Origin of the sequence: Sphingobium sp. LMA1-1-1.1 (assembly GCF_040676365.1) — a bacterium.
Lineage (GTDB): Bacteria > Pseudomonadota > Alphaproteobacteria > Sphingomonadales > Sphingomonadaceae > Sphingobium.
This window is the reverse complement of record NZ_JBEGHS010000045.1, coordinates 188,739-209,122: the sequence shown is the minus strand read 5'-3', so window position 1 is coordinate 209,122 and position 20,384 is coordinate 188,739. Positions and strand designations below refer to the sequence as shown.

Sequence of the window (20,384 nt, the reverse complement as noted above, 5' to 3'; positions counted from 1 at the left end):
AGAAATCGCGGCAAACAAGGAATTCGGAGCGGCTATCTGATTCAATCGGATCGAAACCCGCTCTAGCCATCGGCAAGATTTGCGTTGAGGGACGAGGGCCATGAACAAGATGAGGTGGATGACAGGGTCGCTGATCGCGCTGGGCCTGCTGACGGGCGGCATCGCATCGGCGCAGCCCTATCGACCGGGGCAAAGCGCGCCGCAGGAACAGGACGGGCTGTCGGACGAAGCGCAGCCGCCGGCCGATGACGCCGCCCCGGATGATCGCCCCGGCCAGGCGCGTGCCGACGATGATTTTTCCGACGTCGTGGCGGCGGATCAGGATCATGCCGACGCCGCATCCCCCGGCCGCGACGGCAGGCAGGACGATCTGGCCGAGGCGCGCCCCTCTGATCAGGAAGGGGAGGATGCGATCACCTACTGCGCTCTCGCCGCCCGCGACGAGGCCGAACGGGACGGCGGCTATGCCGAGGTGCGGCAGGTGCAGGAGCCCCGCGAGACGCGCAACGGCTATGATGTGGAGGGCGATGTCGAGGTCCGATCCGGCTGGCGGGCGCAGGACGGCCGGCCGCGCCACTTCACCTGCTCGGTGCAGAATGGCCGGATCGCGGACCTCTATTTCGGACGGGATCGCGCCGCCCGCTAAGCGCGCTCGGTTCGCCGCAGCACCGCCACGCTTTGCCCTATCCCCTTTTTCGTCAATATATTAGCATTGACGCGAATCAGGGGAGACAGGGGTGGCCGCGTTTCTTTTCGCGACCGAGAATATCGTTTTCGTCTCGGCGATCGTGCTCATGCTGCTCATAGGGGCGGTGCAGGCCATCGGCATCGCGAGCGATTTCGATCTCGACATTCACGGCGACGCGGATCTGCTGGGCTGGCTGGGGCTGGGCTGGCTGGGGCTGGGCCGGCTGCCGCTGTTGATGCTGCTCGCGATCTTCCTGGCGCTGTTCGGCATGATCGGGCTGATCGGACAGCATCTGCTGCTTGACTTCGCCGGCGCCATGCTGTCGCCGCTGATCGCCGCGCCCGCCGCCTTCCTCGCCAGCCTGCCCTTGACCGGCTTTGCCGCGCGGTGGCTCGCCCCCTTGCTTCCCCGCGACCAGAGCAGCGCCGTTCCGCTGGACGCGCTGACCGGCAGCTTTGCCCGCATCGTCACCGGCGTGGCGCGCAGCGGCTCCCCCGCCCGCGCCCGGGTCGAGGATGCCTATGGCCAGGCGCATTATGTCATGGTCGAACCCGACAATGCCGGCCAGACGCTGGAAGAGGGCGAAACCATCCTGCTGGTCCGCCGGGAGGACCATGTCTTCCGCGCCATATCGCATGGCGACCATTATCTGCCCCGCCTTTAGGAGTATTCCATGAATTTGCCCGCCGTGCAGGAGAGCTTTTCGCTCATGCCCTACCTGATCATCTCCGGGACGGGGCTTCTCCTCCTGATCGTGCTCGGCGTCGTGCTGGCGCGGCTCTACAAGCGGGCGTCGAAGGAAATCGGCTTCGTGCGTACCGGCTTTGGCGGGGAGAAGGTGGTGATGAACGGCGGCGCGCTGGTGCTGCCGATCTTTCATGAGACGATGCCGGTCAACATGAACACGGTGCGGCTGGCGGTGGAACGCAAGAACAGCGACGCGCTGATCACGCTGGACCGCCTGCGCATCGACGTGAAGGCGGAATTCTATGTCCGGGTGAAGCCCGATGCGCAGTCCATCGCCACCGCAGCGCAGACGCTGGGCGCGCGGACGATGAATCCGGAGGCGTTGAAGGAACTGGTCGAGGGCAAGTTCGTCGACGCGTTGCGTTCCGTCGCCGCGGGGATGACGATGAACCAGTTGCATGAGCAGCGCAGCGAGTTCGTGCAGAAGGTGCAGCAGGTGTCGTCCGTCGATCTCGCCATGAACGGGCTGGAGCTGGAGAGCGTGTCCCTCACGGGTCTGGACCAGACCTCGATCGAGCATTTCAACGCCAATAATGCGTTCGACGCAGAGGGCCTGACCAAGCTGACCGAGCAGATCGAACTGCGCAAGAAGTCGCGCAACGACATCGAGCAGGAAACCCGCGTCCAGATCGAGACCAAGAATCTGGAAGCGGAACGCCAGTCGCTGCTGATCTCTCGCGACACCGAATTCGCCCGGCTGGAGCAGGAACGCGAGGTCGAGATGCGCCGCGCCGTGCAGGCGGCGGAGGTGGCCCGCGAACAGTCGCTGCGCCAACAGGAGGCGGACCAGGCGCGCATCGAGGCGAAGAAGCTGGTCGACAGCCAGCAGATCGAGGCCGACCGCGCCGTGCAGCAGGCCCGCATCGCGCAGGAACAGGCGCTGGAGCTCGCCCGGCAGGAGCAGCAGATCGCCGTGCAGAACAAGAGCCGCGAGGAGAGCCAGGCCAAGGCGCAGGCAGACGAAGCCCGCGCCAAGGCGGTTGCCGCCGAGGAGCAGGTCCAGACCTCGCGCCAGACCGAGATTGCCGAACGCACCAAGCGCATCGAGTTGATCGACGCGGCGCGGGAAGCCGAGCGCGCCGCCATCCAGGTGCGGGTCGAGGCGGAAGCGGAGAAGCAGGCCGCGGCCGACCGTGCCGAGGCGCTGCGCCTGGCGGCCGAGGGCGAGGCGGAAGCCGCCAAGCTGCGCGCCGAGGCGGACCGGGTCCGTTTCGAGGTCGAGGCGGCCGGTCAGCGCGCGGTCAATGAGGCCGCGAATATATTGTCGTCGGACCAGATGTCGCTGCAGACGAAGATGGCCCTGCTCAAGGTGCTGCCCGATCTCGTGCGGGAGGCGGCCAAGCCGATGGAGGCGATCGATTCGATCAGGATCGTGCAGGTCGACGGGATCACCGGCTCCCATGGGGACGGCGCGACGGTGATCGGCGGCAGCGAGCAGAACCTGGCCAATGCCGCGGTTTCCGCCGCCCTGCGTTACCGGGCGCAGGCACCGGTGATCGACGGCCTGATGAAGGAATTGGGGCTGGATGGCTCCAGCCTTGATTCGCTGGTGAAGGGCGCGGTGGAGCCCGCTTCGGCGTCCTTCGCGCCGATCGTCGTCGAACCCGTGGACGGCGAGCGCGTGGCGCCACCCCGGCCCTGATCGAACGAGCCCGGACCATGCGTGGATATGATGCTTCCCGCCACATGCTGGCCATCGCGCTTGCGGCGCAGGCGGGGTTCATCGACGCATTGGGTTTCCTGAAGCTCGGTGGGCTGTTCGTCTCCTTCATGAGCGGCAATTCCACCCGGCTCGGCGTGGGGCTGGCCGCCGGCGCGGCGGTCGCGGGGATGGCGGCCGGATTGATCGGGGCCTTTGTCGGCGGCGTGCTGGCGGGCGCGCTGGTCGCGCGGCGAGCGGGGCGCTGGCGCAAACAGGCGGTGCTGGGCCTGGCGACCGCACTGCTGCTCTGCGCCGCGCTGCTCGCCCTGCCCGAGAGGCCGGGCACGGGGCTGACGCTGCTGATGGCGGCGGCGATGGGCACGGTGAACAATGTCTTCCAGCGCGAGGGGGAAGTCAGCATCGGCGTCACCTATATGACCGGCGCGCTGGTGAAGCTGGGACAGCAACTGGCGGTGGCGCTGAGCGGTGGGCCGCGATGGAACTGGCTGCCCTATCTGATGCTGTGGCTGGGGCTGGTAGCCGGCGCTATGACCGGGGGCGGGCTTTTCGCGATGATGGGCCTCCACGCGCTGTGGATCGCCGTTGCATTTTCCGGACTGCTGCTGTGGTGGAGCGGTCATTTGGGTCCGGTCGACCTGGCATGACGGGCGCGGCGCCCAGGGCGGGTTCGGTCCAGCGGGATCGAAACGGGGCCCGGGATTTCTGCCTTCCGCGATTTCTTAGCCAGCGATCGCTTGGAAATCGCTGTAGAGCGTGTTGCAAGCAGAAGGAATCATCCGCCGGATCGAAAAACACGCTGAAAACAATATCCTATGGCATTTGATCCGTTACGATCAGAAGCGGAACGGCACCAGGAGTCTATCATGCCCCCCCGCCCAACCCACCGCCGCAAGGCTGCGATCGCCTTCATATTGGTGACGGCGCTGCTCGACGTGATGTCGATGGGGATCATCATCCCGGTACTGCCGCAACTGATCGAGACGCTTTCGGGGTCCAGCAGGTCGGCGGGGATGTGGAACGGGCTGTTCGTGGCCTTGTGGGCCGGGATGCAGTTTCTCTGTTCGCCGGTCATCGGCTCGCTGTCCGATCGGTTCGGGCGGCGGCCGGTCATCCTGATCTCGGTCGCGGGACTGGCGCTCGATTTCCTGCTGATGGCGGTCGCGCCCAATCTCTGGTGGCTCGCGGCGGGGCGGCTATTGGGGGGCGTGACCTCGTCCAGCTTCACCTCCACCTTTGCCTATATGGCCGATATCACCCCGCCCGAAGGGAGGGCGCGGGGCTATGGGCTGATCGGCGCGGCGTTCAGCGGCGGTTTCGTGGCGGGGCCGCTGCTGGGCGGCGCGCTGGGAGAGGTTTCGCTGCGGGCCCCCTTCTGGGCGGCGGCCGGCCTGTCCGCCCTTGCCTTCTTCTACGGGCTGTTCGTGTTGCCGGAGTCCCTGCCCCGCGACAAGCGGATGGATTTTTCCTGGAAACGGGCCAATCCCTTCGGCGCCCTGCGACTGCTGCGGTCGCATCCGGAACTCTCCAGCCTGGCGATCGTCAATTTCCTGCTCTTTTTCGCGCATCACCTCTTCTCCGCCGTGTTCGTGCTCTATGCGGGCGACCGCTATGGCTGGGGGGCGTGGCAGGTCGGCGCGCTGCTTGCGCTGGCCGGCATTCTGGACATGGGCGTGCAGGCTTTGCTGGTCGGGCCGGTGGTGAAGCGGCTGGGCGACCGCACGACCATGGTGATCGGGCTTGCCTTCGGCGCGATCGGCCTGTCGGCGATGGGACTGGCGCCGACCGGCTGGCTGTTCGTCGCGGCGATGTTCCCCAACGCGCTCTGGGGGCTCGCCATGCCGACGATCCAGTCGCTGATGACGCAGCGCGTGTCGGAATCCGAACAAGGCCAGTTGCAGGGGGCGAACAACAGCGTGGGTTCCATCGCAGGCATAGTGTCGCCGCTGTTCTTCGGCACCCTCTATTCCCTGTCGGTGGGCCCGAAGCCGCTGCTGCCCTTCATCGGCAGCGCTTTCCTGATCGCTGCGGCGGTGCTGGCGAGCGGGGCCGCGCTGGGATGGGCGGCGGGGCGGCGCGACGACGCGGCTTCGCTGGACAAGGGGGCACAAGCGCACTAACCGGGCGCGAATCCCTTCCTCTGGTCAAATAAAGGCGATTCGATGACGCTGCCCCTTCAGGATTCCATCCTCATCGTGGATTTCGGCAGCCAGGTGACGCAGCTGATCGCCCGCCGCGTGCGCGAGGCCGGCGTCTATTCCGAGATCGCCCCGTTCAACAGCGCCGCCGAAGCATTCGACCGGCTGAAGCCGAAGGGTATCATCCTTTCCGGCGGCCCGTCTTCGGTGATGTGGGAGGACAGCCCCCGCGCGCCGCAGCATTTCTTCGAGGCGGGCATTCCGATCCTGGGCATCTGCTATGGCCAGCAGACGATGATGCAGCAGCTGGGCGGCAATGTCGAAGGCGGAGAGAGCGGCGAATTCGGCCGGGCCTTCATCGAGGTGAAAAAGGGCTGCGCGCTGTTCGACGGCCTCTGGACGGAGGGCGAGCGCCACCAGGTGTGGATGAGCCACGGCGACAAGGTGACGAACCTGGCGCCGGGTTTCGAAGTGGTCGCGGTCAGCGAAGGCGCACCCTACGCCATCACGGCCAATGAGGAAAAACGCTTCTACGCGACGCAATTCCACCCGGAGGTCGTGCACACCCCGGACGGTGCGAAGCTGCTCGCCAATTTCGTGCGCCATGTCTGCGGCCTTGCCGGCGACTGGACCATGGCGGAATTCCGCGCGACCAAGATTGCCGACATCCGCGCACAGGTGGGCGAAGGCCGGGTGATCTGCGGTCTGTCGGGCGGGGTCGACAGCGCCGTTGCCGCCGTGCTGATCCATGAGGCGATCGGCGACCAGCTGACCTGCGTGTTCGTCGACCATGGGCTGATGCGCCTGGGCGAGGCGGAGCAGGTGGTGAGCCTGTTCCGCGAGCATTACGGCATCAAGTTGGTCCATGCGAATGCGGAGGAGCGCTTCCTGGGCGGGCTGGCGGGCCTGACCGATCCGGAGAAGAAGCGGAAGTTCATCGGCGGCGAGTTCATCGCCCTGTTCGAGGAAGAAGCGAAGAAGATCGGCGGCGCGGACTTCCTGGCGCAGGGGACGCTCTATCCCGACGTGATCGAATCGGTGAGCTTTACCGGCGGGCCTTCGGTGACGATCAAGTCGCACCATAATGTGGGCGGCCTGCCCGAGCGCATGAACATGAAGCTGGTCGAGCCGCTGCGCGAGCTGTTCAAGGACGAAGTGCGCGCGCTTGGCCGCGAACTCGGCCTGCCGGAGATTTTCGTCGGGCGGCATCCCTTCCCCGGCCCCGGCCTTGCCATCCGCATTCCTGGCGAAGTGTCGAAGGAACGCTGCGATATCCTGCGCAAGGCCGACGCCATCTATCTGGAAGAAATCCGCAATGCCGGGCTGTACGACGCGATCTGGCAGGCCTTTGCAGTGCTGCTGCCGGTCCGCACAGTGGGCGTGATGGGCGACCACCGTACCTATGACAGCGTCTGCGCGCTGCGGGCGGTGACCTCCACCGACGGCATGACGGCGGACATCTATCCCTTCGACGCCGCCTTCCTCAGCCGGGTGGCGACGCGGATCATCAATGAGGTGAAGGGCATCAACCGGGTGGTCTACGACTACACCTCGAAGCCTCCGGGTACGATCGAGTGGGAATGATTCAGGCCCATCCGAAAGCCGCCGATTATCCGCTGAAATACGATCTAACCAACTGAAAACAAAAATAAATTCTTTCTGTGCCTATCGATATCTATCGGTGGGCATAGATGTCGTTTGGCGGCCTCGCTGACGGGCCTCGCCCCCATTGATCAACCGGAAAAACGAAAGTACCGTCAGGAGTAAAGAGGCTCATGACGGTACTTTTTCTGATATAAGACGCTGAATTATAAGCGTTTTCTACGCCATTGACCTCCAAAAACCGTGTGACGGTACTTTTCCGCAAGGAGGCCCGAAATGTTGACCGATGCAGCACTCAAGTGCTTGAAACCAAAAGACAAAATGTACAAGGTATCTGATCGTGACGGCATGTATGTGCGCGTTGCACCGTCAGGCGCCATCTCGTTCAGACTCGACTATCGGCTGAACGGCAGGCGGGAGACCGTCTACCTCGGTAGGTATGCCCGTGACGGGATATCGCTCGCCAGGGCTCGCGAGTTATGCATCGACGCGCGGCGCGCGATCGCCGAAGGGCGGTCCCCCGCCATCGAGAAGCAGCGGGAGAAGCGCCGGATCAAGGAAGCAAAGAGCTTCGGCCAGTTCGGCGAGAAATGGCTGACCAATGCGACCATGGCCGACAGCACACGTGCGATGCGTCGCTCTATCTTCGAGCGCGAGCTCATGCCCGTCTGGCGGAATCGTCTCCTGACAGAGATCACGCCGGACGACCTTCGCGCTCACTGCGGCAAGATCGTCGAACGGGGGGCCCCTGCCACCGCGATCCACGTGAGGGATATCCTGAAGCAAATCTACGGCTTTGCTATTCTCCACGGTGAGAAGGTCGCCAACCCGGCCGATGATGTCGGCCCGGCCTCGATCGCCACTTTTACGCCGAAGGACCGCGCACTCTCGCCGGCCGAGATCCGCATTATGTTCAAACAGCTCGAGCATGTCGCGACGTTGCCAACGATCCGCCTCGGTATGAAGCTCTATCTCCTCACCATGGTCCGGAAGAGCGAGTTGCAGGATGCAGTGTGGGACGAGATCGATTTCGACAATGCTGTCTGGACAATCCCGAAGGAGCGCATGAAGCGATCAAAGCCGCACAACGTCTACCTCTGCCGGCAGACGTTGGACATCATGATTGCGCTCAAGACCTGCTCCGGCAACTCCCGATATCTGTTGCCATCCCGGTACGACGCGGACGCTCCGATGTCGCGCGCGACCTTCAATCGGGTCACCTATGCCGTCGTCGAACAGGCCAAGAAGGAGGGGCTGCCGCTGGAGCCTTTCACGGTCCACGATCTGCGGCGGACGGGCTCGACGCTGCTAAATGAGCTGGGCTTCAACAGCGACTGGATCGAAAAGTGCCTGGCGCACGAGGACGGGCGCTCATCGCGCGGCGTTTACAACAAGGCCGAGTATGAGGTGCAGCGCCGGCATATGATGCAGCAGTGGGCGGATACCGTGGATGCCTGGATCGACGGGCGGAAGCACGCCCCAACGCTTCTGCCGACAGCTATGCCTGTGATGGAGCTTGATCCCGCCCTTTGACCGGCCGCGTCTTGCGCTTGGTGACGTCAGGGTGCTGTGCTCGACGGATCGGGGAAGCCCGCCGTGCCATCAGCCAGGCCTCAACCTCGGCCAGATCCCAAACGATACACCGTGGCGAGAGCGCGAACCGACGGGGGAACTGGCCACGTTGTTCCATTTCATAAATCGTGCTGTCAGCCATTGGCACCATCTCGCGCAACTGGTGGCGTCGGATTGTTCGCCTGATTTGGGGAGCTTCGGTCTTCGGCATTCTCAATCTCCTTCGTTGCCGAGGCGATTGAGAACGATAGATGTCGGTACCGGAAGCCCCCTTGAACTGCCCTGCGGCATTTTCGGGCTATAGCGTACACATCGGCAGGTTCTTCCTGACTGCTAGGTGCAGCATAGGGACGAATAGGTCTGATGGACAAGCTCGAAACGTGTGCAGCTCGCCACATGGGGACGCATTCAGTAAACGCGACTCCCTTCAAAATCCGTAGGAACTCGCGCGTCCCCCGAACACCCGTTTGCTTACGCTGCTGTGCGAGCGCCTCCCGACCGACCGTGCCGTGATCGACGAAATAGCATAATATTTTACCCGGATATAATTGACAACCAATTTTTACCCGGGTATTAATTGTGCATTCCACTGAACGAGTACGCTATGCCCGATCCTTTTACCAAGCCCTGCACAGCGTTTGCCGGACAACGATTGCTGCTTACAGGCCCACTCGCTGAAGTAGCCTTGGCGGTTCGGCGATCAAGCGTCGTGACCGACACGGTTCTGGTGTTCGACGACGCGACGGGTCGTATCATCGACGTTGATCTACGTGGTGACGATGCCGAGATTCTTGAACGGCTATCCCAACCCCGGAAGATTAATGCGGGACGCTATCGCCCCAAAACTGACCCGTCGTCTGACCCGACGGGATCGGAGGAAGCTCAGAGCCAGAAAACCCGAGGCCGGCCGAAGTTGGGAGTCGTCGCCCGCGAGGTGACCTTGCTGCCCCGGCAGTGGGAATGGCTGACAGACCAGCCCGGCGGGGCATCCGCGACGCTGAGGCGCCTCGTGGATGAGGCGCGAAAAGTGGCGAGTCCCCGCCAGCAAAGGCGAGCAGCCCAAGAGGCCGCGTACCAGTTCATGCAGGCGATCGCGGGCGATCTGCCCGGCTACGAACAAGCGACCCGAGCCCTCTTCGCCGACGACCGGTCCTCATTGGAAAGCCGAATCGCTACGTGGCCTGAAGACATCCGCACCTATGCTCTGCGTCTCGCATTCGGTGCGGGCGACAACCAAGGCGTTTAACCCGCCATTCAACGGAACACTCATGACCAGAACCGAAACGATTCCTTACCTCGAACCGACACAGGAAGCCGGCCGCACGTTCGTACAGCGCGATCTCGCCGGCCCCGTCGTGATGCTCAACCTGCTGCGCTTCAGGGGTGTCGCCGATTATTCGGGCCACCCTGAGTTGGCACCTGCCAGGCCCATCAGCGGTGCTGAGGCTTTCAATCTCTATGTTGAGCACACACTGCCCTTCTTACGAGAAACCGGCGGCGATCTCCTCTTTCTCGGCCATGGCGGTCCCTTCCTGATCGGCCCGGCCGATGAACATTGGGATCTGGCGATGGTGATCAGGCAGGCCAGTGCTGCGTCCTTCCTCTCCTTCGCCAGCCATAAGGGCTATCTCGCTGGACTTGGTCACCGCACGGCGGCGGTGACGGATTCTCGACTTCTGCCATTGTCCGAAATCGCGCTACCCGCCGCAGGAGCGAGGCCATGAATATTGCAAAGGCAAATGGCATCGAGCTCGCGTGGGACAGTTTCGGCCATGCCGATGCGGAAACGATCCTGCTAATTTCGGGGCTTGGAACGCAGATGATCCGCTGGTCCGAGCCCTTCTGTAACGGGCTGGCCGCGCGAGGCTATCGCGTGATCCGCTTCGACAACCGCGATGCGGGCCGCTCGACGCATTTCAGCGCTTCGCTCGCGCCGGATTTCGGCGCGCTCGCAACTGCCCTAATGGCCGGGCGCAGGCCCGACGTGCCTTATACGCTTTACGACATGGCAGCGGATGCGATCGGCCTGCTTGATGCGCTCGGGATTGCCAAGGCGCATGTCGTCGGGCGCTCAATGGGGGGAATGATCGCGCAGGTTCTCGCGAGCAATCATGCGGATCGGGTCCTTTCGCTGACGTCGATCATGTCGAGCACCGGCAATCCGGTCCTGCCGCAGGCGGCACCCGATGTCATGGCGATGATGATGCGTCCTGCGCCTGATCCTGTGATCGATCCGGAAGGCTTTCTCGCGGTGCGCCTCGCGTTCGCGCGCAGAATCGCCGGGACGGGTTATCTCTTCGATGAAGAGGCCCATCGCGCCATTCTCCTTGATGAAGTAAGGCGTAGCTACGATCCGGGAGGCACTGCGCGGCAGATCGCTGCCATGGCGGTGGCTGGAGACCGGCGAGCACGCCTTGCAAACATCACGGTCCCGACACTCGTCATCCACGGCAAAGATGATCCATTGATCCCGCCCGCCTGCGGTCAGGATACGGCGCGCTCCATACCGAACGCGGTCTACCTGCCCATCGAGGGCATGGGTCATGATTTGCCACGAGACGTTGAAGAACGGACCATCGACGCGATCTGCAACGTGATGGCAGGCCAATTGTCAGCTGAAGGAACCTGACCATGGCGCAGGGCCAAAGGGTGACGCCGGTCGTCACCCTTCCATTCCCTGTGCCAGTAGACTTTACGAGGTCACAACCGGGCCAACAATGGCCTGGCCAAATGTTTCGCACACGGACTGGACGTCGTTGAGGTCATGCGGAACCGGCAGAGCATCCATGGCCTGGAAAAAGCGGTCATGGCGTGCGGGTGTCGATACCAACATCACGCGCGCCACGCCTCCCATCGCGGAAAAGCCATGGGTGACGCCTTTGGCAACGAAGAGCCGATCTCCCGCCCTTACCTCAATCTTCTGCACGCCGATCAGGAATAGCAACCGCCCTTCGCTGATGCAGAAGACCTTATCCTCCTCAAACGAAATGTGCGCCGGTGCGCCCTGATCCGGTTGGACCGTCATCGCCATGACGGTCATGGGAGCAGCTTCACCGCCGAGCAGGATGTCGGCATCGATACCCGAGAAGCGGGCGGTTGCGTGAGAGGAGAGTACGCCGCTTGCAGGCGCAGCGGGATGAGCGGGGATGTCCATGATGTGGTCTCCTTATGATCCGGACCCACTGTACCTCATCAGAGCAAGCACGATTATCTGGCAAGTTCTGCCATCATCATCTATTATTCTGGACAATGATGAAGCTTGATCCGATCCAGACCTTTGTCGAAGTGGTTCGTGCTGGCGGGTTTACCGCAGCGGCGCGGCACACGGGCACACCGCGTTCGACGGTAAGCCTTCAGGTCAAGGTGCTCGAAGAAACGTTAGGGATTCGGTTGCTCAAGCGCTCGACCCGTTCCTTGGCCCTGACGGACGAGGGACAGCGCCTGTATGACAAGGCGTCGGGTCCGGTAGATGTTCTCGTCCGGGCGCTTGATGACCTGCAAGCGGGAGATGGCGTTCTGGGCGGTCTGATCAGGCTGACTGTCCCGGCGGATTTCCCCACCGCGCTGCTGGCGAGCGCAATCACCAGCTTCACGCAGGCCCACACGGCAGTCCGCTTTCAGATCATGTCGACAAATGCCGTGATGGACCTTGTCGAGGACAACATCGACATTGCGGTCAGAGTCGGCGCGAACCCTGCCCAGACTGCAGTTGAACGACGGTTGCTCGACATCGAATGGGCTTTCTATGCGAGCACATCGTGGCTGGAGCGAAAGGGGCGGCCGGAAAATATCAGCGAGTTGGAGGATTTCATCTCCCCGCAACCAGTCTTGCGCGTATATCTGGAAAAGCATGTGCTTGGTGGTGTTTCCCTACCTGCCGGTGCGATCGAGGTCGATAGCCATGCCTTGGCCCGGGATCTGATGTTGAATGGCTTTGGTGTCGCTCTATTGCCGCAGGGCTTGTGCCACGATGACGTTATAAGCGGCAACGCCGAACCGATCCTCCCGCACGCCGGACTCCGCCCGACGCGGCTCAATCTAACGTTTCCAAATCGAGCGGACATGGTGCCAAGGGTGCGCGCCTTCGCTGATCACATATGCGCTCACTTTCGCTGAAGAAGTCGTCATCGCGGCCGACGTTCATTGTAATTCAGGAGCGCATTATTGGGGCAACACACCGCATTTGCCGACGATGCCCGACCACGAACCATTGAGGTAAGGGAACAGAAGGTCCAGAGAATAGTGAGACAACAGCGGCATAGCCGGGATATGAGCGACCCGGCCACCTGCCTCGTCTCAGTCGTAAAAGTCCGGCGCGAGCCTGAACTGCGACCACATCTCCGGGTCATGGCCTGGGACAAGAGTGGCTCCGACCTGCTCGGCCAGCAGTCGCAATTTTCCCACCGAGCGCACGGTATCCACGGCGGAAGCAAGGAAGCCGGGCAGTGCCCTCTCATGCCAGTGGTCCATCGTATAAACCGCGTCGGCGGCAAGCAGGATGGAGCCATTGTTGGGGAGGGTCACGAGAATGGATTGGTGACCGAGCGTATGTCCCGGGGTGAAAACCATCTGAAGGACGCCGTCGCCGAACAGGTCATAATGATCGGACGCGTCGCCTTCCAGGAATTGCCAGCTCAGACCGGGGCGGTCGAAGTCCTTGTGCGCATACGCACCGGCGGCGAACCAATCGGGCGTGAAAGCATACTCATATTCCCGTCGCTGAACGATGTGTTTTGCGCGGGGAAAGCGTCCAATTGCGCCGGTGTGATCCGAATGAAGGTGAGAAAGCACGACAAAGCTGACGTCCTCAGGCAATAACCCGAGCGTCGCCAATTGCGCGACGCAACCCTGGCTTTCGGCCATGACGGGTTTGTAGGAATCGACGGAGGCGCCCCAGTAGCCGCGCGGATCGGCCAGTCCCTCGGCCGCCAGGCCGCCGTCTATGACGACGTTGCCCTTGGGATGAACGAGGAGAAACCAGGGGGCCGGTATTTCGTAATCGGCGCCGTTGCCCCGGTTCATCTTGATATCGTGCACCTTGCATTGCTGAGTGCCCGACTGAAACATGTAAAGCTTGATGTTGCTCATGAGCCTGTCACGCCGTGATCGGTTGAAGTTGCGGAGCGCAATTTGCATGATGGATGGCCCGATCGGTAGGCAGCTCAATCCGCTTTTATTTATCGGATGATCCGATAAAATATCGATCATGGATTATCTGGCGGCAATGCGGGTTTATGTGCGGGTAGTAGAGCGCGGCAGCATGTCTGCAGCGGCTCGCGATCTCGGTATAGGCCAGCCGGCCGTCAGCGAGCGGATCGAGCGACTCGAGGCCGATTTCGGCACACGCCTGTTGCGGCGGAACACGCGCACGATTTCCGTGACGGATGTCGGCGCGGTGTTCTACGAACGGTGCAAGATCGCCATTGAAGCTGCCGATGATGCGCTCGCCAGCGTGCAGGAAGGTATGCCGTTACGCGGCACATTGAGGATCGCGGCGCCCTACGGGTTGGGGGAGGTCATGTTGCCCTCCATTCTGCTCGAGCTTCGCAATCGTCATCCCGAACTCAAGGTGGATCTGGTACTCAATGACCGGATCGTCGATCCGACCACCGAAGGGGTGGATATTTCGTTCCGGCTGGGCGACCCCGGCGAGGGCAACTTCGTGGCACGTAAGCTGGGCCATGTTTCCCGCGTTCTGGTTGCTTCACCCGGATATCTTGAGCGCTATGGCGCGCCGATGACGCCGGCAGAGCTTTTCCGCCACCCCTTCGCGCGCGTGTCTGGCCTGTTCAACGATGGCCATCTTCCCTTGCAAACGGCTGATGGGCGACTGACGTCGGCGCCGGTCGACATCGTCATGACCATGAGCAACTGGCGGCCTTTGCACGCCATACTGCTCGACGGCGGGGCAATTGGTGTCTTGCAGGAGCCCGTTTGCTCCGATGACCTCGCCGCCGGGCGCCTCAGGCGCATCCTGCCGGACTTCGGGTTGCCCGGCTTTGACCTTCATCTTCTTTATTCGGCGACCCGACCGATCCCATCTCGAATCCGGACGCTTGCGACCTTGTTCGAGCGTGAACTCCCAAGCCTGATCGAGTCTAGCCGTCTTGCACCGCATACGCATTCGGAAAGGAAGTAAGAATGGCTTTCCCACAAGCAGCACTGACTTTGATTGGGGACACGTCAAAGCCGCATCGCCTGACACTGCGCCCACGCCGTCCGTCCGACGCTGACGCCTTATTTCTAACGATGGCCGATCCAGACATGATGCGGTGGTGGTCTCGCGCACCCTTTGAGTATGTCGAGGACCTGCGGGAGTATTTCGCCAACGACGATCAATCGAACTGGCGCTCATGGGCGATTGTACGGACAGGTGAAGAGCTTGCCATTGGCTTCGTGGCGGCAGGCCAGAAACGCGAAGGTGTGTCCGAGATCGGCTATCTGCTTGCGCGCGAAGCACAGGGGCATGGGTATGCGCGCGAAGCTGTCACCATGCTGATCGACCAATTATTCGTCGAAGGACAACGGCGCATTTTCGCCGATACCGATCCGGAAAACCAGCCGTCGATCGCGCTGTTGACGAGGCTCGGCTTCACGCTGGAGGGGCGCCTGCGGGCCGAATGGCAGACGCATATCGGCGTTCGGGACTCTCTGATTTACGGGCTTCTGACGGAGGAATGGTCATCCCGGACTGCGGGATAGTCCGCGCCCTGACTTTGGCCGGAACGGACTGCAGAGGACTCTGCGCGTTCGGACCCCCGTGAGAGCCGCCAGGTCATTAACGCGTCGGCGCCGCGCCCTGGCCGCACGCCGAGATGATCCCTCTCGACTGGCCCACTTGTTTCCCGATTGACGGTAATCAATTTGACGCCTTGGCCCGTTCGCCTGTCGATGAAGTCGAGGGGCGGTCCTTCGAGGTTGGACAGGTTCCACTGGTCGCCGATCTGCACCATTGCCTGCATGAGGAGGCCGAGATCGCGCCCTCTTCCGGTCGGCTGATATTCGAACCGCTCGGGCCGTGTCTGATACCGCCGTCGCTCGACGAGCCCGTTTTCCTCCAGCAGTTTAAGCCGGTCCGACAGGGTGGCGTTGGTGACACCGCTCGATTGGCGCAGGTCGTCATAACGGCGAATGCCGAGCAGCAGGTCCCGCATGATGAGCATACCCCAGCGATCCCCGATCGCGCCCATCACGGCGGCGATCGAGCAAGCCATTCCCTCGAACCCTTTCGACCGCATCGTTTTCGCTCGCCTCTACTTGCTTCGGATGCGCCAGCGATAGCATGTCGTAACTCTGATGATAAGATCTTGACTAACTCTTATTATGAGAGTTACATGCAACCGCTATATAGGAGGTAGTTGATGGTCGAGACTGGAAAGTCACAACAAGGAACTGCAATCGTCACTGGCGCGTCCTCCGGCATCGGTGCCGTCTATGCCAATCGACTCGCCACTCGGGGTTTCGATTTGATTCTGGTGGCGCGTCGGTTTGATCGCCTGGAGGCAGCTGCCGATCGGATACGCGGCATGAGTGGGCAGCGCGTCGACATTATCGCCGCTGATCTTGCGAACGAAGACGGTATTCGTCGCGTTGAGGAGATCGTTCGCGACGCTCCCGATCTCAGCTTGATCGCCAACGTCGCGGGGGCGGGTGCGTTGGGGCCGGCGTCGCTTGTCGATCCAACAGCGGTCGACGCCATGCTCCAGGTCAATATTGTGGCGTTGACTCGGCTGTCGCTGGCGGCCGCCCGCCGCTTCACCAGCATCAAAAGCGGGACGATCATCAACATCGGATCAATCGTCGCGCTGATGGCCGCACCGGGTGCTGGCGCTTACTGCGGATCCAAATCATATGTTCTCTATTTTTCGAGGGCCCTTCAGGCTGAAGTGGGGAGCCATGGGGTGACCGTTCAGGTCGTCATGCCGGGCCCCGTGCATTCGGAATTTTTCGGGGAGAGGCCGCCGCCTTTCCCGCCCGAATTATTCATGTCGGCCGAAATGCTCGTCGACACCGCGCTGGCTGGCCTGGACCGCGGTGAGGCCGTGATTTTCCCGAACCTGCACGATGCGGAAGCGTGGAACAGGTTCGAGGGTTCCCGCACGGAACTGATGCAGGCGCTGCTGCAAACCGGGCTACCGGCGCAACGCTACGCCGCTGAAGCCGCCAGCAAGAATTGACGTTCGTCGTCCGAGGAGAATAATTATGCCGATGTGGCAAATCTACCATCCGGAAGCTGCCTTTTCCGAATCCGACAAACAGGAACTGGCTGGGAAAATCACGGCGATCTACGAGAGTTTCTTGCCGCGCTTTTATGTGAACGTCTTTTTTCATTCGATCCCGAAAGACGGCCTTTTCATTGGCGGCCAGGTGGCGAACGACTTTGTCCGCGTCACGATCGATCATATCGCGCGCTCGATCGACGACCCGGAAATGCAGCAGCAATTCCTAGTCGGCTGCTCGCGGGTGCTCGAGCCCTATGTCGCCGGGCGCGGCTATCGTTGGGAGTTGCATATCGACGACACACCCTTCGATTTGTGGATGATTAACGGCCTGAAACCGCCTCATCCAGGCACGCCAGCCGAATTGAAATGGCGTTCGGAGAACAGGCCGTCAACCTATTGAGTCGAGGAGGCTCGAAATGTTGACAGTGAGGATTTCCCGTTGCTGCATGAACGGTTGTCGATTGCAGATAGAGTCCAGTTATAGCCAGTTACAGCGACGATCAGCTATGATTTGCTCCCGACGTATTCGGTAGGAAATTCCAATGGAATTATCATCCGTACTTATTTTTGCGTTCGCCCTGTTGCTGAACGCTGGAACCCCGGGTCCAAGCGTTGCCGCTCTGGTTTCGCGCGTGATCACTAGAGGCTGGCGAGACATCATGCCCTTCGTCGCTGCCATGTCGATCGGTGAAGTGATCTGGCTTACGATGGCGATGGCTGGCCTCACCGCGATGGCGCAGACCTTCCAATTTGGCTTTCATGTCTTGAAGTGGCTGGGCGTCATCTATCTCTGCTGGCTGGCGATCAAGATGTGGCAGGAGCCTGTCGGCGAAAATGCTGAAGATCTTCCGCGTTCTGCCTCATCCTTGTCGATGTTCGGTGCAGGCATAGCTTTGACCCTGGGAAATCCCAAGATCATGGTATTCTATATTGCTCTCTTACCATCCTTGATCAAACTTTCTGCGGCTGGGATTGTCGAATGGGGGATCCTTGCAGCCATTACGCTTTTGACGCTGGCCGGAGTAGACCTAACCTGGATCTTCTTTGCTCATAAAGCCCGGCATCTCTTGCGAACTCCGCATGCTACGCGGATCGCCCACCGAATTGGTGCCGTCGCCTTGGGCGGTGCTGCGACCGCTATCGCGAGGCAAAACTGATGATCGAGACGAGAGCAGCAAGATATGAGGATTTGGCAGCGGTTCATTCGATCACACAAAGGGCGTATGCTGCCTGGCTGCCGGTCTTGGGCTACCCAGCCCAGCCGATGACGGATGATCATGGGCCTCGCATCAAACGAGGCGAAGTTCTGCTGGCTTGCCATGGTCAACATGTGCTCGGCCTGATTGCTGTAGAACCTAGTGACGACCATCACCTTATTTTCAGTGTCGCCGTTGATCCGGACAGCGCTGGAAAAGGTATCGGCCCTCGTCTTATCGCAGAGGCGGAGCGACAGGCGTTCCTTGCCGGGAAGAGACGCATGACGCTCTACACCAACGCGCTCATGGTGAGAAACATCGAGCTTTATCTGAAGCTCGGCTATCGAGAAACGGGCCGCCGACCAAATACGGCGAGGCCGGGATTTACGATCGTAGATATGGAAAAGATGTTGGACGACATATGAAAGATGCCCCCGCATTCGTTGCAACGAAACCTCCTCATAACCTCCCACGATACCGCCTTCTGACTGGCAAAGATGACGCGACTTTCTGTCACCGTATTTCAGAGGCTCTGGATCTTGGCTTCCAACTGCACGGCTCTCCTGCCGCTACTTTCAACGGACAAGATGTCATTGTTGCGCAAGCTGTCATTTGGCCGCGCGCCGGCTAACTTTGATGGTTGTACAGGCGTCAATGGCAATGCAATATAATCTGTGATCGGGCGATGCCCGAGCCTGCGCTATCAGTCCTTCCGGTCATGACGAAGATTCCCATGGAGCAGCAAAGCTCATACAGAGCACTCATCAGAACTCCCGGCTTGATGCCTCTCATCTGTGCTGCAACCTTGTCTCGTCTGGCCGGGCGTATGTTCATCCTTACGTTGGTGCTGTTTTTACTCGCGCGGTTCTCTTCACCGGCACTGGCCGGCTGGCTGACGTTCGCGGCAATCGTTCCGGGTTTGCTGGTTAGTCCGGTCGCGGGCGTTCTACTCGACCGCGTAGGCCCGACGATCGCGGTTAGGATCGACATGATTGCCAGCGCAACATTCATTGGCGCTATCTGCATCGTTGGCTGGCTCGATTGGGCAACGCCGCCAGTTATGCTTTTCCTGGTAGTCCTGTTCTCTCTGGCCGGCCCGTTGGGCGCGGCGGGTACGCGAACGCTGTTGCCTCGCCTGGTGCCCTCCCATGCGCTCGATCGTGCGAATGCGCTCGATACAGCGATCTATGCCGTCGTCGATGTCGTCGGGCCCGCAATGGCCGGCATTGTCGTCGCTTGGCTCGGGCCTGAAAGCGCGATGTCGGTGATCTCCTTCTCTTACGCCGCTGCCGCCATCTGCCTGTCCTTTGTACCGCTCCTTCCCGGATTGGCGTCCAGACAGATTTCGTTCATGCAACAGACAGTGGAAGGTATTCAGATCGTCGCCAGACAACCGACGCTGCGCGGCCTCGCCATCTCCTATTCGATGTACCAGGTCACCTGGGGCGTGCTCTATGTTGTGGTCCCAGTTTTCGTCGCCAGCCATTATGACGCCTCGGTTGGTAGCTCAGTGACAGGCTTCCTGTGGGCTGCGATGGGGATTGCTGGCGGAATTGGCGCACTTCTCGCAGGACACCTGCGAACGACCGGTCGCGAGCGTCACATTATGGCGATCGGAATGGTCATTACGGCCTTGGCGGCATGGCCGGTGGCTGCAAAGTTTGGTTTTGGCGGACTTGCCATCGGCCTTATGCTTGCCGGCGTCATGTCCGGTCCGATCGATGTTGCTCTTCTGACGCTTCGCCAGCGTCGAACCGATCCGCAACAGCTCGGCCGCGTCATGTCGATTTCGATGAGCCTGAATCTGGCCGGTTTCCCTCTCGGTTCCGCCTTGGCCGGCATGGTAATTACGTCGTCCTTGTCCGCAACTTTCGTTCTGGCAGGCATCGCCTCTATCGTTGCGGCTATCGCAACGATATCGATCCCGTCCGATATAAAATCCGTTGCCTGACTATGCACTTGGTTAGCGAGAGACGGCGTTGGCTCTCAGTCGCGGCGCCGGTCATCAGTCCCGGAGATGCTCGAGACAGGCATACCTAACAAGTTGCGCTGTGTGCTGCGCCTTGCCATGTTCCGCAATGCTACTTATTATATCCATAAGTTCCCTTTTTATGGAATAATAAGGATGATTTTGGCGGCATGTCTGAAGAGTTTTATACTGTCGGTCAGGCGGCGGAGCGTTTGACGCTGCACCCGAAAACCGTGCTCCGGCTTATCCGTGAAGGACGCCTGCAAGGGACGAAAATCGGTAAATCCTATCGAATTCTACGATCCCACCTGGATGCATTCGCCGGCGCGGCGCGGGCTCCGCAGCAGCCGATCACGGCACGAGTATCCTGTGTTGTTGATGTGCCGAATGTCTCCCCCGAACTGTCGCGTCGCCTGACAGTAACCATTCAGGCAATGCTGCTTTCTCAGGAGCGCAGCCCCGACCGCGTTCAATTCAATTCCGTCTATGATGCGGAGTTGCGGCATTTGAAGCTGATAATGATCGGCTCCGTATCCGATACTTCCGAACTCTTGAGGAGCCTGGACAGGCAACTGGAGGCGGTCAGGTGA

At 61.2% G+C, this 20,384-nt stretch carries 24 protein-coding genes; 20 read left to right on the top strand and 4 right to left on the bottom strand.

The features are described 5' to 3' along the window. Window positions 1-100 precede the first annotated feature (100 nt). The 7 genes from MRBLMA1_RS17735 to MRBLMA1_RS17705 all read left to right on the top strand — a co-directional run bounded on the left by MRBLMA1_RS17735 (window position 101) and on the right by MRBLMA1_RS17705 (window position 8,368). Window positions 101-646, top strand: a complete 546-nt coding sequence (locus MRBLMA1_RS17735; protein WP_363738562.1) for a hypothetical protein — start codon at window positions 101-103, stop codon at window positions 644-646. 91 nt (window positions 647-737) lie between these two features. Beyond that, window positions 738-1,352 (top strand): OB-fold-containig protein, encoded by a 615-nt coding sequence (locus MRBLMA1_RS17730; protein ID WP_363738560.1) that lies wholly within the window; start codon window positions 738-740, stop codon window positions 1,350-1,352. Window positions 1,353-1,361: 9 nt separating this feature from the next. Further along, window positions 1,362-3,077: a flotillin family protein gene (locus MRBLMA1_RS17725; protein ID WP_363738558.1), complete on the top strand. Its 1,716-nt coding sequence runs from the start codon at window positions 1,362-1,364 to the stop codon at window positions 3,075-3,077. 17 nt (window positions 3,078-3,094) lie between these two features. Beyond that, window positions 3,095-3,742, top strand: coding sequence for a YoaK family protein (locus MRBLMA1_RS17720; protein ID WP_363738556.1), 648 nt, complete (start codon window positions 3,095-3,097; stop codon window positions 3,740-3,742). Window positions 3,743-3,961: 219 nt separating this feature from the next. Continuing rightward, on the top strand, window positions 3,962-5,215 hold the full coding sequence (locus MRBLMA1_RS17715; RefSeq protein WP_363738554.1) for a TCR/Tet family MFS transporter: 1,254 nt from the start codon (window positions 3,962-3,964) through the stop codon (window positions 5,213-5,215). A 42-nt stretch (window positions 5,216-5,257) separates the two neighbouring features. Then, window positions 5,258-6,817, top strand: coding sequence for a glutamine-hydrolyzing GMP synthase (gene guaA / locus MRBLMA1_RS17710; RefSeq protein ID WP_363738552.1), 1,560 nt, complete (start codon window positions 5,258-5,260; stop codon window positions 6,815-6,817). Window positions 6,818-7,111: 294 nt separating this feature from the next. Then, a complete protein-coding gene (locus MRBLMA1_RS17705; RefSeq protein ID WP_363738550.1) occupies window positions 7,112-8,368 on the top strand; it encodes a tyrosine-type recombinase/integrase in 1,257 nt (418 codons plus the stop codon). On the opposite strand, the gene MRBLMA1_RS17700 is transcribed toward MRBLMA1_RS17705, so the two are convergent. Further along, a complete protein-coding gene (locus MRBLMA1_RS17700) occupies window positions 8,334-8,618 on the bottom strand; it encodes a helix-turn-helix transcriptional regulator (RefSeq protein WP_363738548.1) in 285 nt (94 codons plus the stop codon). The genes MRBLMA1_RS17705 and MRBLMA1_RS17700 overlap by 35 nt on opposite strands. Window positions 8,619-9,011: 393 nt before the next feature. Between MRBLMA1_RS17700 and MRBLMA1_RS17695 the strand changes: the two genes are divergently transcribed. From MRBLMA1_RS17695 to MRBLMA1_RS17685, 3 genes are read left to right on the top strand one after another with little or no spacing between them, the layout of a single operon-like run. Continuing rightward, complete coding sequence (locus MRBLMA1_RS17695) at window positions 9,012-9,653, top strand: DUF2239 family protein (protein WP_363738545.1); 642 nt, start codon at window positions 9,012-9,014, stop codon at window positions 9,651-9,653. A gap of 22 nt (window positions 9,654-9,675) precedes the next feature. Then, on the top strand, window positions 9,676-10,131 hold the full coding sequence (locus MRBLMA1_RS17690; protein ID WP_112948891.1) for a DUF1330 domain-containing protein: 456 nt from the start codon (window positions 9,676-9,678) through the stop codon (window positions 10,129-10,131). Continuing rightward, window positions 10,128-11,036 (top strand): alpha/beta fold hydrolase, encoded by a 909-nt coding sequence (locus MRBLMA1_RS17685; protein WP_316126895.1) that lies wholly within the window; start codon window positions 10,128-10,130, stop codon window positions 11,034-11,036. The genes MRBLMA1_RS17690 and MRBLMA1_RS17685 overlap by 4 nt, the downstream gene beginning before the upstream one ends. A gap of 63 nt (window positions 11,037-11,099) precedes the next feature. On the opposite strand, the gene MRBLMA1_RS17680 is transcribed toward MRBLMA1_RS17685, so the two are convergent. After that, window positions 11,100-11,561 carry a cupin domain-containing protein gene (locus MRBLMA1_RS17680; protein ID WP_363738543.1) on the bottom strand — a complete coding sequence of 154 codons (462 nt, stop codon included), beginning with the start codon at window positions 11,559-11,561 and terminating at the stop codon, window positions 11,100-11,102. Window positions 11,562-11,656: 95 nt separating this feature from the next. Between MRBLMA1_RS17680 and MRBLMA1_RS17675 the strand changes: the two genes are divergently transcribed. Continuing rightward, a complete protein-coding gene (locus tag MRBLMA1_RS17675) occupies window positions 11,657-12,523 on the top strand; it encodes a LysR family transcriptional regulator (RefSeq protein ID WP_363738541.1) in 867 nt (288 codons plus the stop codon). Window positions 12,524-12,703: 180 nt separating this feature from the next. On the opposite strand, the gene attM is transcribed toward MRBLMA1_RS17675, so the two are convergent. Then, window positions 12,704-13,615, bottom strand: coding sequence for an AttM family quorum-quenching N-acyl homoserine lactonase (gene attM, locus MRBLMA1_RS17670; RefSeq protein ID WP_363738539.1), 912 nt, complete (start codon window positions 13,613-13,615; stop codon window positions 12,704-12,706). On the opposite strand from attM, the gene MRBLMA1_RS17665 reads away from it, so the two are divergent. Continuing rightward, complete coding sequence (locus MRBLMA1_RS17665) at window positions 13,614-14,546, top strand: LysR family transcriptional regulator (RefSeq protein WP_363738537.1); 933 nt, start codon at window positions 13,614-13,616, stop codon at window positions 14,544-14,546. The genes attM and MRBLMA1_RS17665 overlap by 2 nt on opposite strands. A 2-nt stretch (window positions 14,547-14,548) precedes the next feature. Further along, window positions 14,549-15,109, top strand: a complete 561-nt coding sequence (locus MRBLMA1_RS17660) for a GNAT family N-acetyltransferase (protein WP_363738535.1) — start codon at window positions 14,549-14,551, stop codon at window positions 15,107-15,109. Here MRBLMA1_RS17660 and MRBLMA1_RS17655 read toward each other — a convergent pair. Beyond that, entirely contained in the window at window positions 15,064-15,621 is a 558-nt protein-coding gene (locus MRBLMA1_RS17655; protein WP_363738533.1) for a winged helix-turn-helix transcriptional regulator, read from the bottom strand. The genes MRBLMA1_RS17660 and MRBLMA1_RS17655 overlap by 46 nt on opposite strands. Window positions 15,622-15,768: 147 nt before the next feature. Between MRBLMA1_RS17655 and MRBLMA1_RS17650 the strand changes: the two genes are divergently transcribed. The 7 genes from MRBLMA1_RS17650 (at window position 15,769) to MRBLMA1_RS17620 (ending at window position 20,384) form a co-directional block, all read left to right on the top strand. After that, the gene (locus tag MRBLMA1_RS17650) at window positions 15,769-16,584 is read left to right on the top strand and encodes an SDR family NAD(P)-dependent oxidoreductase (protein ID WP_363738531.1); all 816 of its coding nucleotides are present in this window, start codon (window positions 15,769-15,771) and stop codon (window positions 16,582-16,584) included. Between the two features lie 25 nt (window positions 16,585-16,609). Next, a complete protein-coding gene (locus tag MRBLMA1_RS17645; RefSeq protein ID WP_363738529.1) occupies window positions 16,610-17,029 on the top strand; it encodes a tautomerase family protein in 420 nt (139 codons plus the stop codon). A gap of 142 nt (window positions 17,030-17,171) precedes the next feature. After that, complete coding sequence (locus tag MRBLMA1_RS17640; protein ID WP_363738527.1) at window positions 17,172-17,786, top strand: LysE family translocator; 615 nt, start codon at window positions 17,172-17,174, stop codon at window positions 17,784-17,786. Next, window positions 17,786-18,250 (top strand): GNAT family N-acetyltransferase, encoded by a 465-nt coding sequence (locus tag MRBLMA1_RS17635; protein ID WP_363738525.1) that lies wholly within the window; start codon window positions 17,786-17,788, stop codon window positions 18,248-18,250. Before MRBLMA1_RS17640 ends, MRBLMA1_RS17635 begins: the two co-directional genes overlap by 1 nt. After that, the gene (locus tag MRBLMA1_RS17630; protein WP_363738523.1) at window positions 18,247-18,456 is read left to right on the top strand and encodes a DUF1737 domain-containing protein; all 210 of its coding nucleotides are present in this window, start codon (window positions 18,247-18,249) and stop codon (window positions 18,454-18,456) included. Before MRBLMA1_RS17635 ends, MRBLMA1_RS17630 begins: the two co-directional genes overlap by 4 nt. Window positions 18,457-18,543: 87 nt before the next feature. Further along, entirely contained in the window at window positions 18,544-19,776 is a 1,233-nt protein-coding gene (locus tag MRBLMA1_RS17625) for an MFS transporter (RefSeq protein ID WP_363738521.1), read from the top strand. 188 nt (window positions 19,777-19,964) lie between these two features. Then, a complete protein-coding gene (locus MRBLMA1_RS17620) occupies window positions 19,965-20,384 on the top strand; it encodes a helix-turn-helix domain-containing protein (RefSeq protein ID WP_023288334.1) in 420 nt (139 codons plus the stop codon).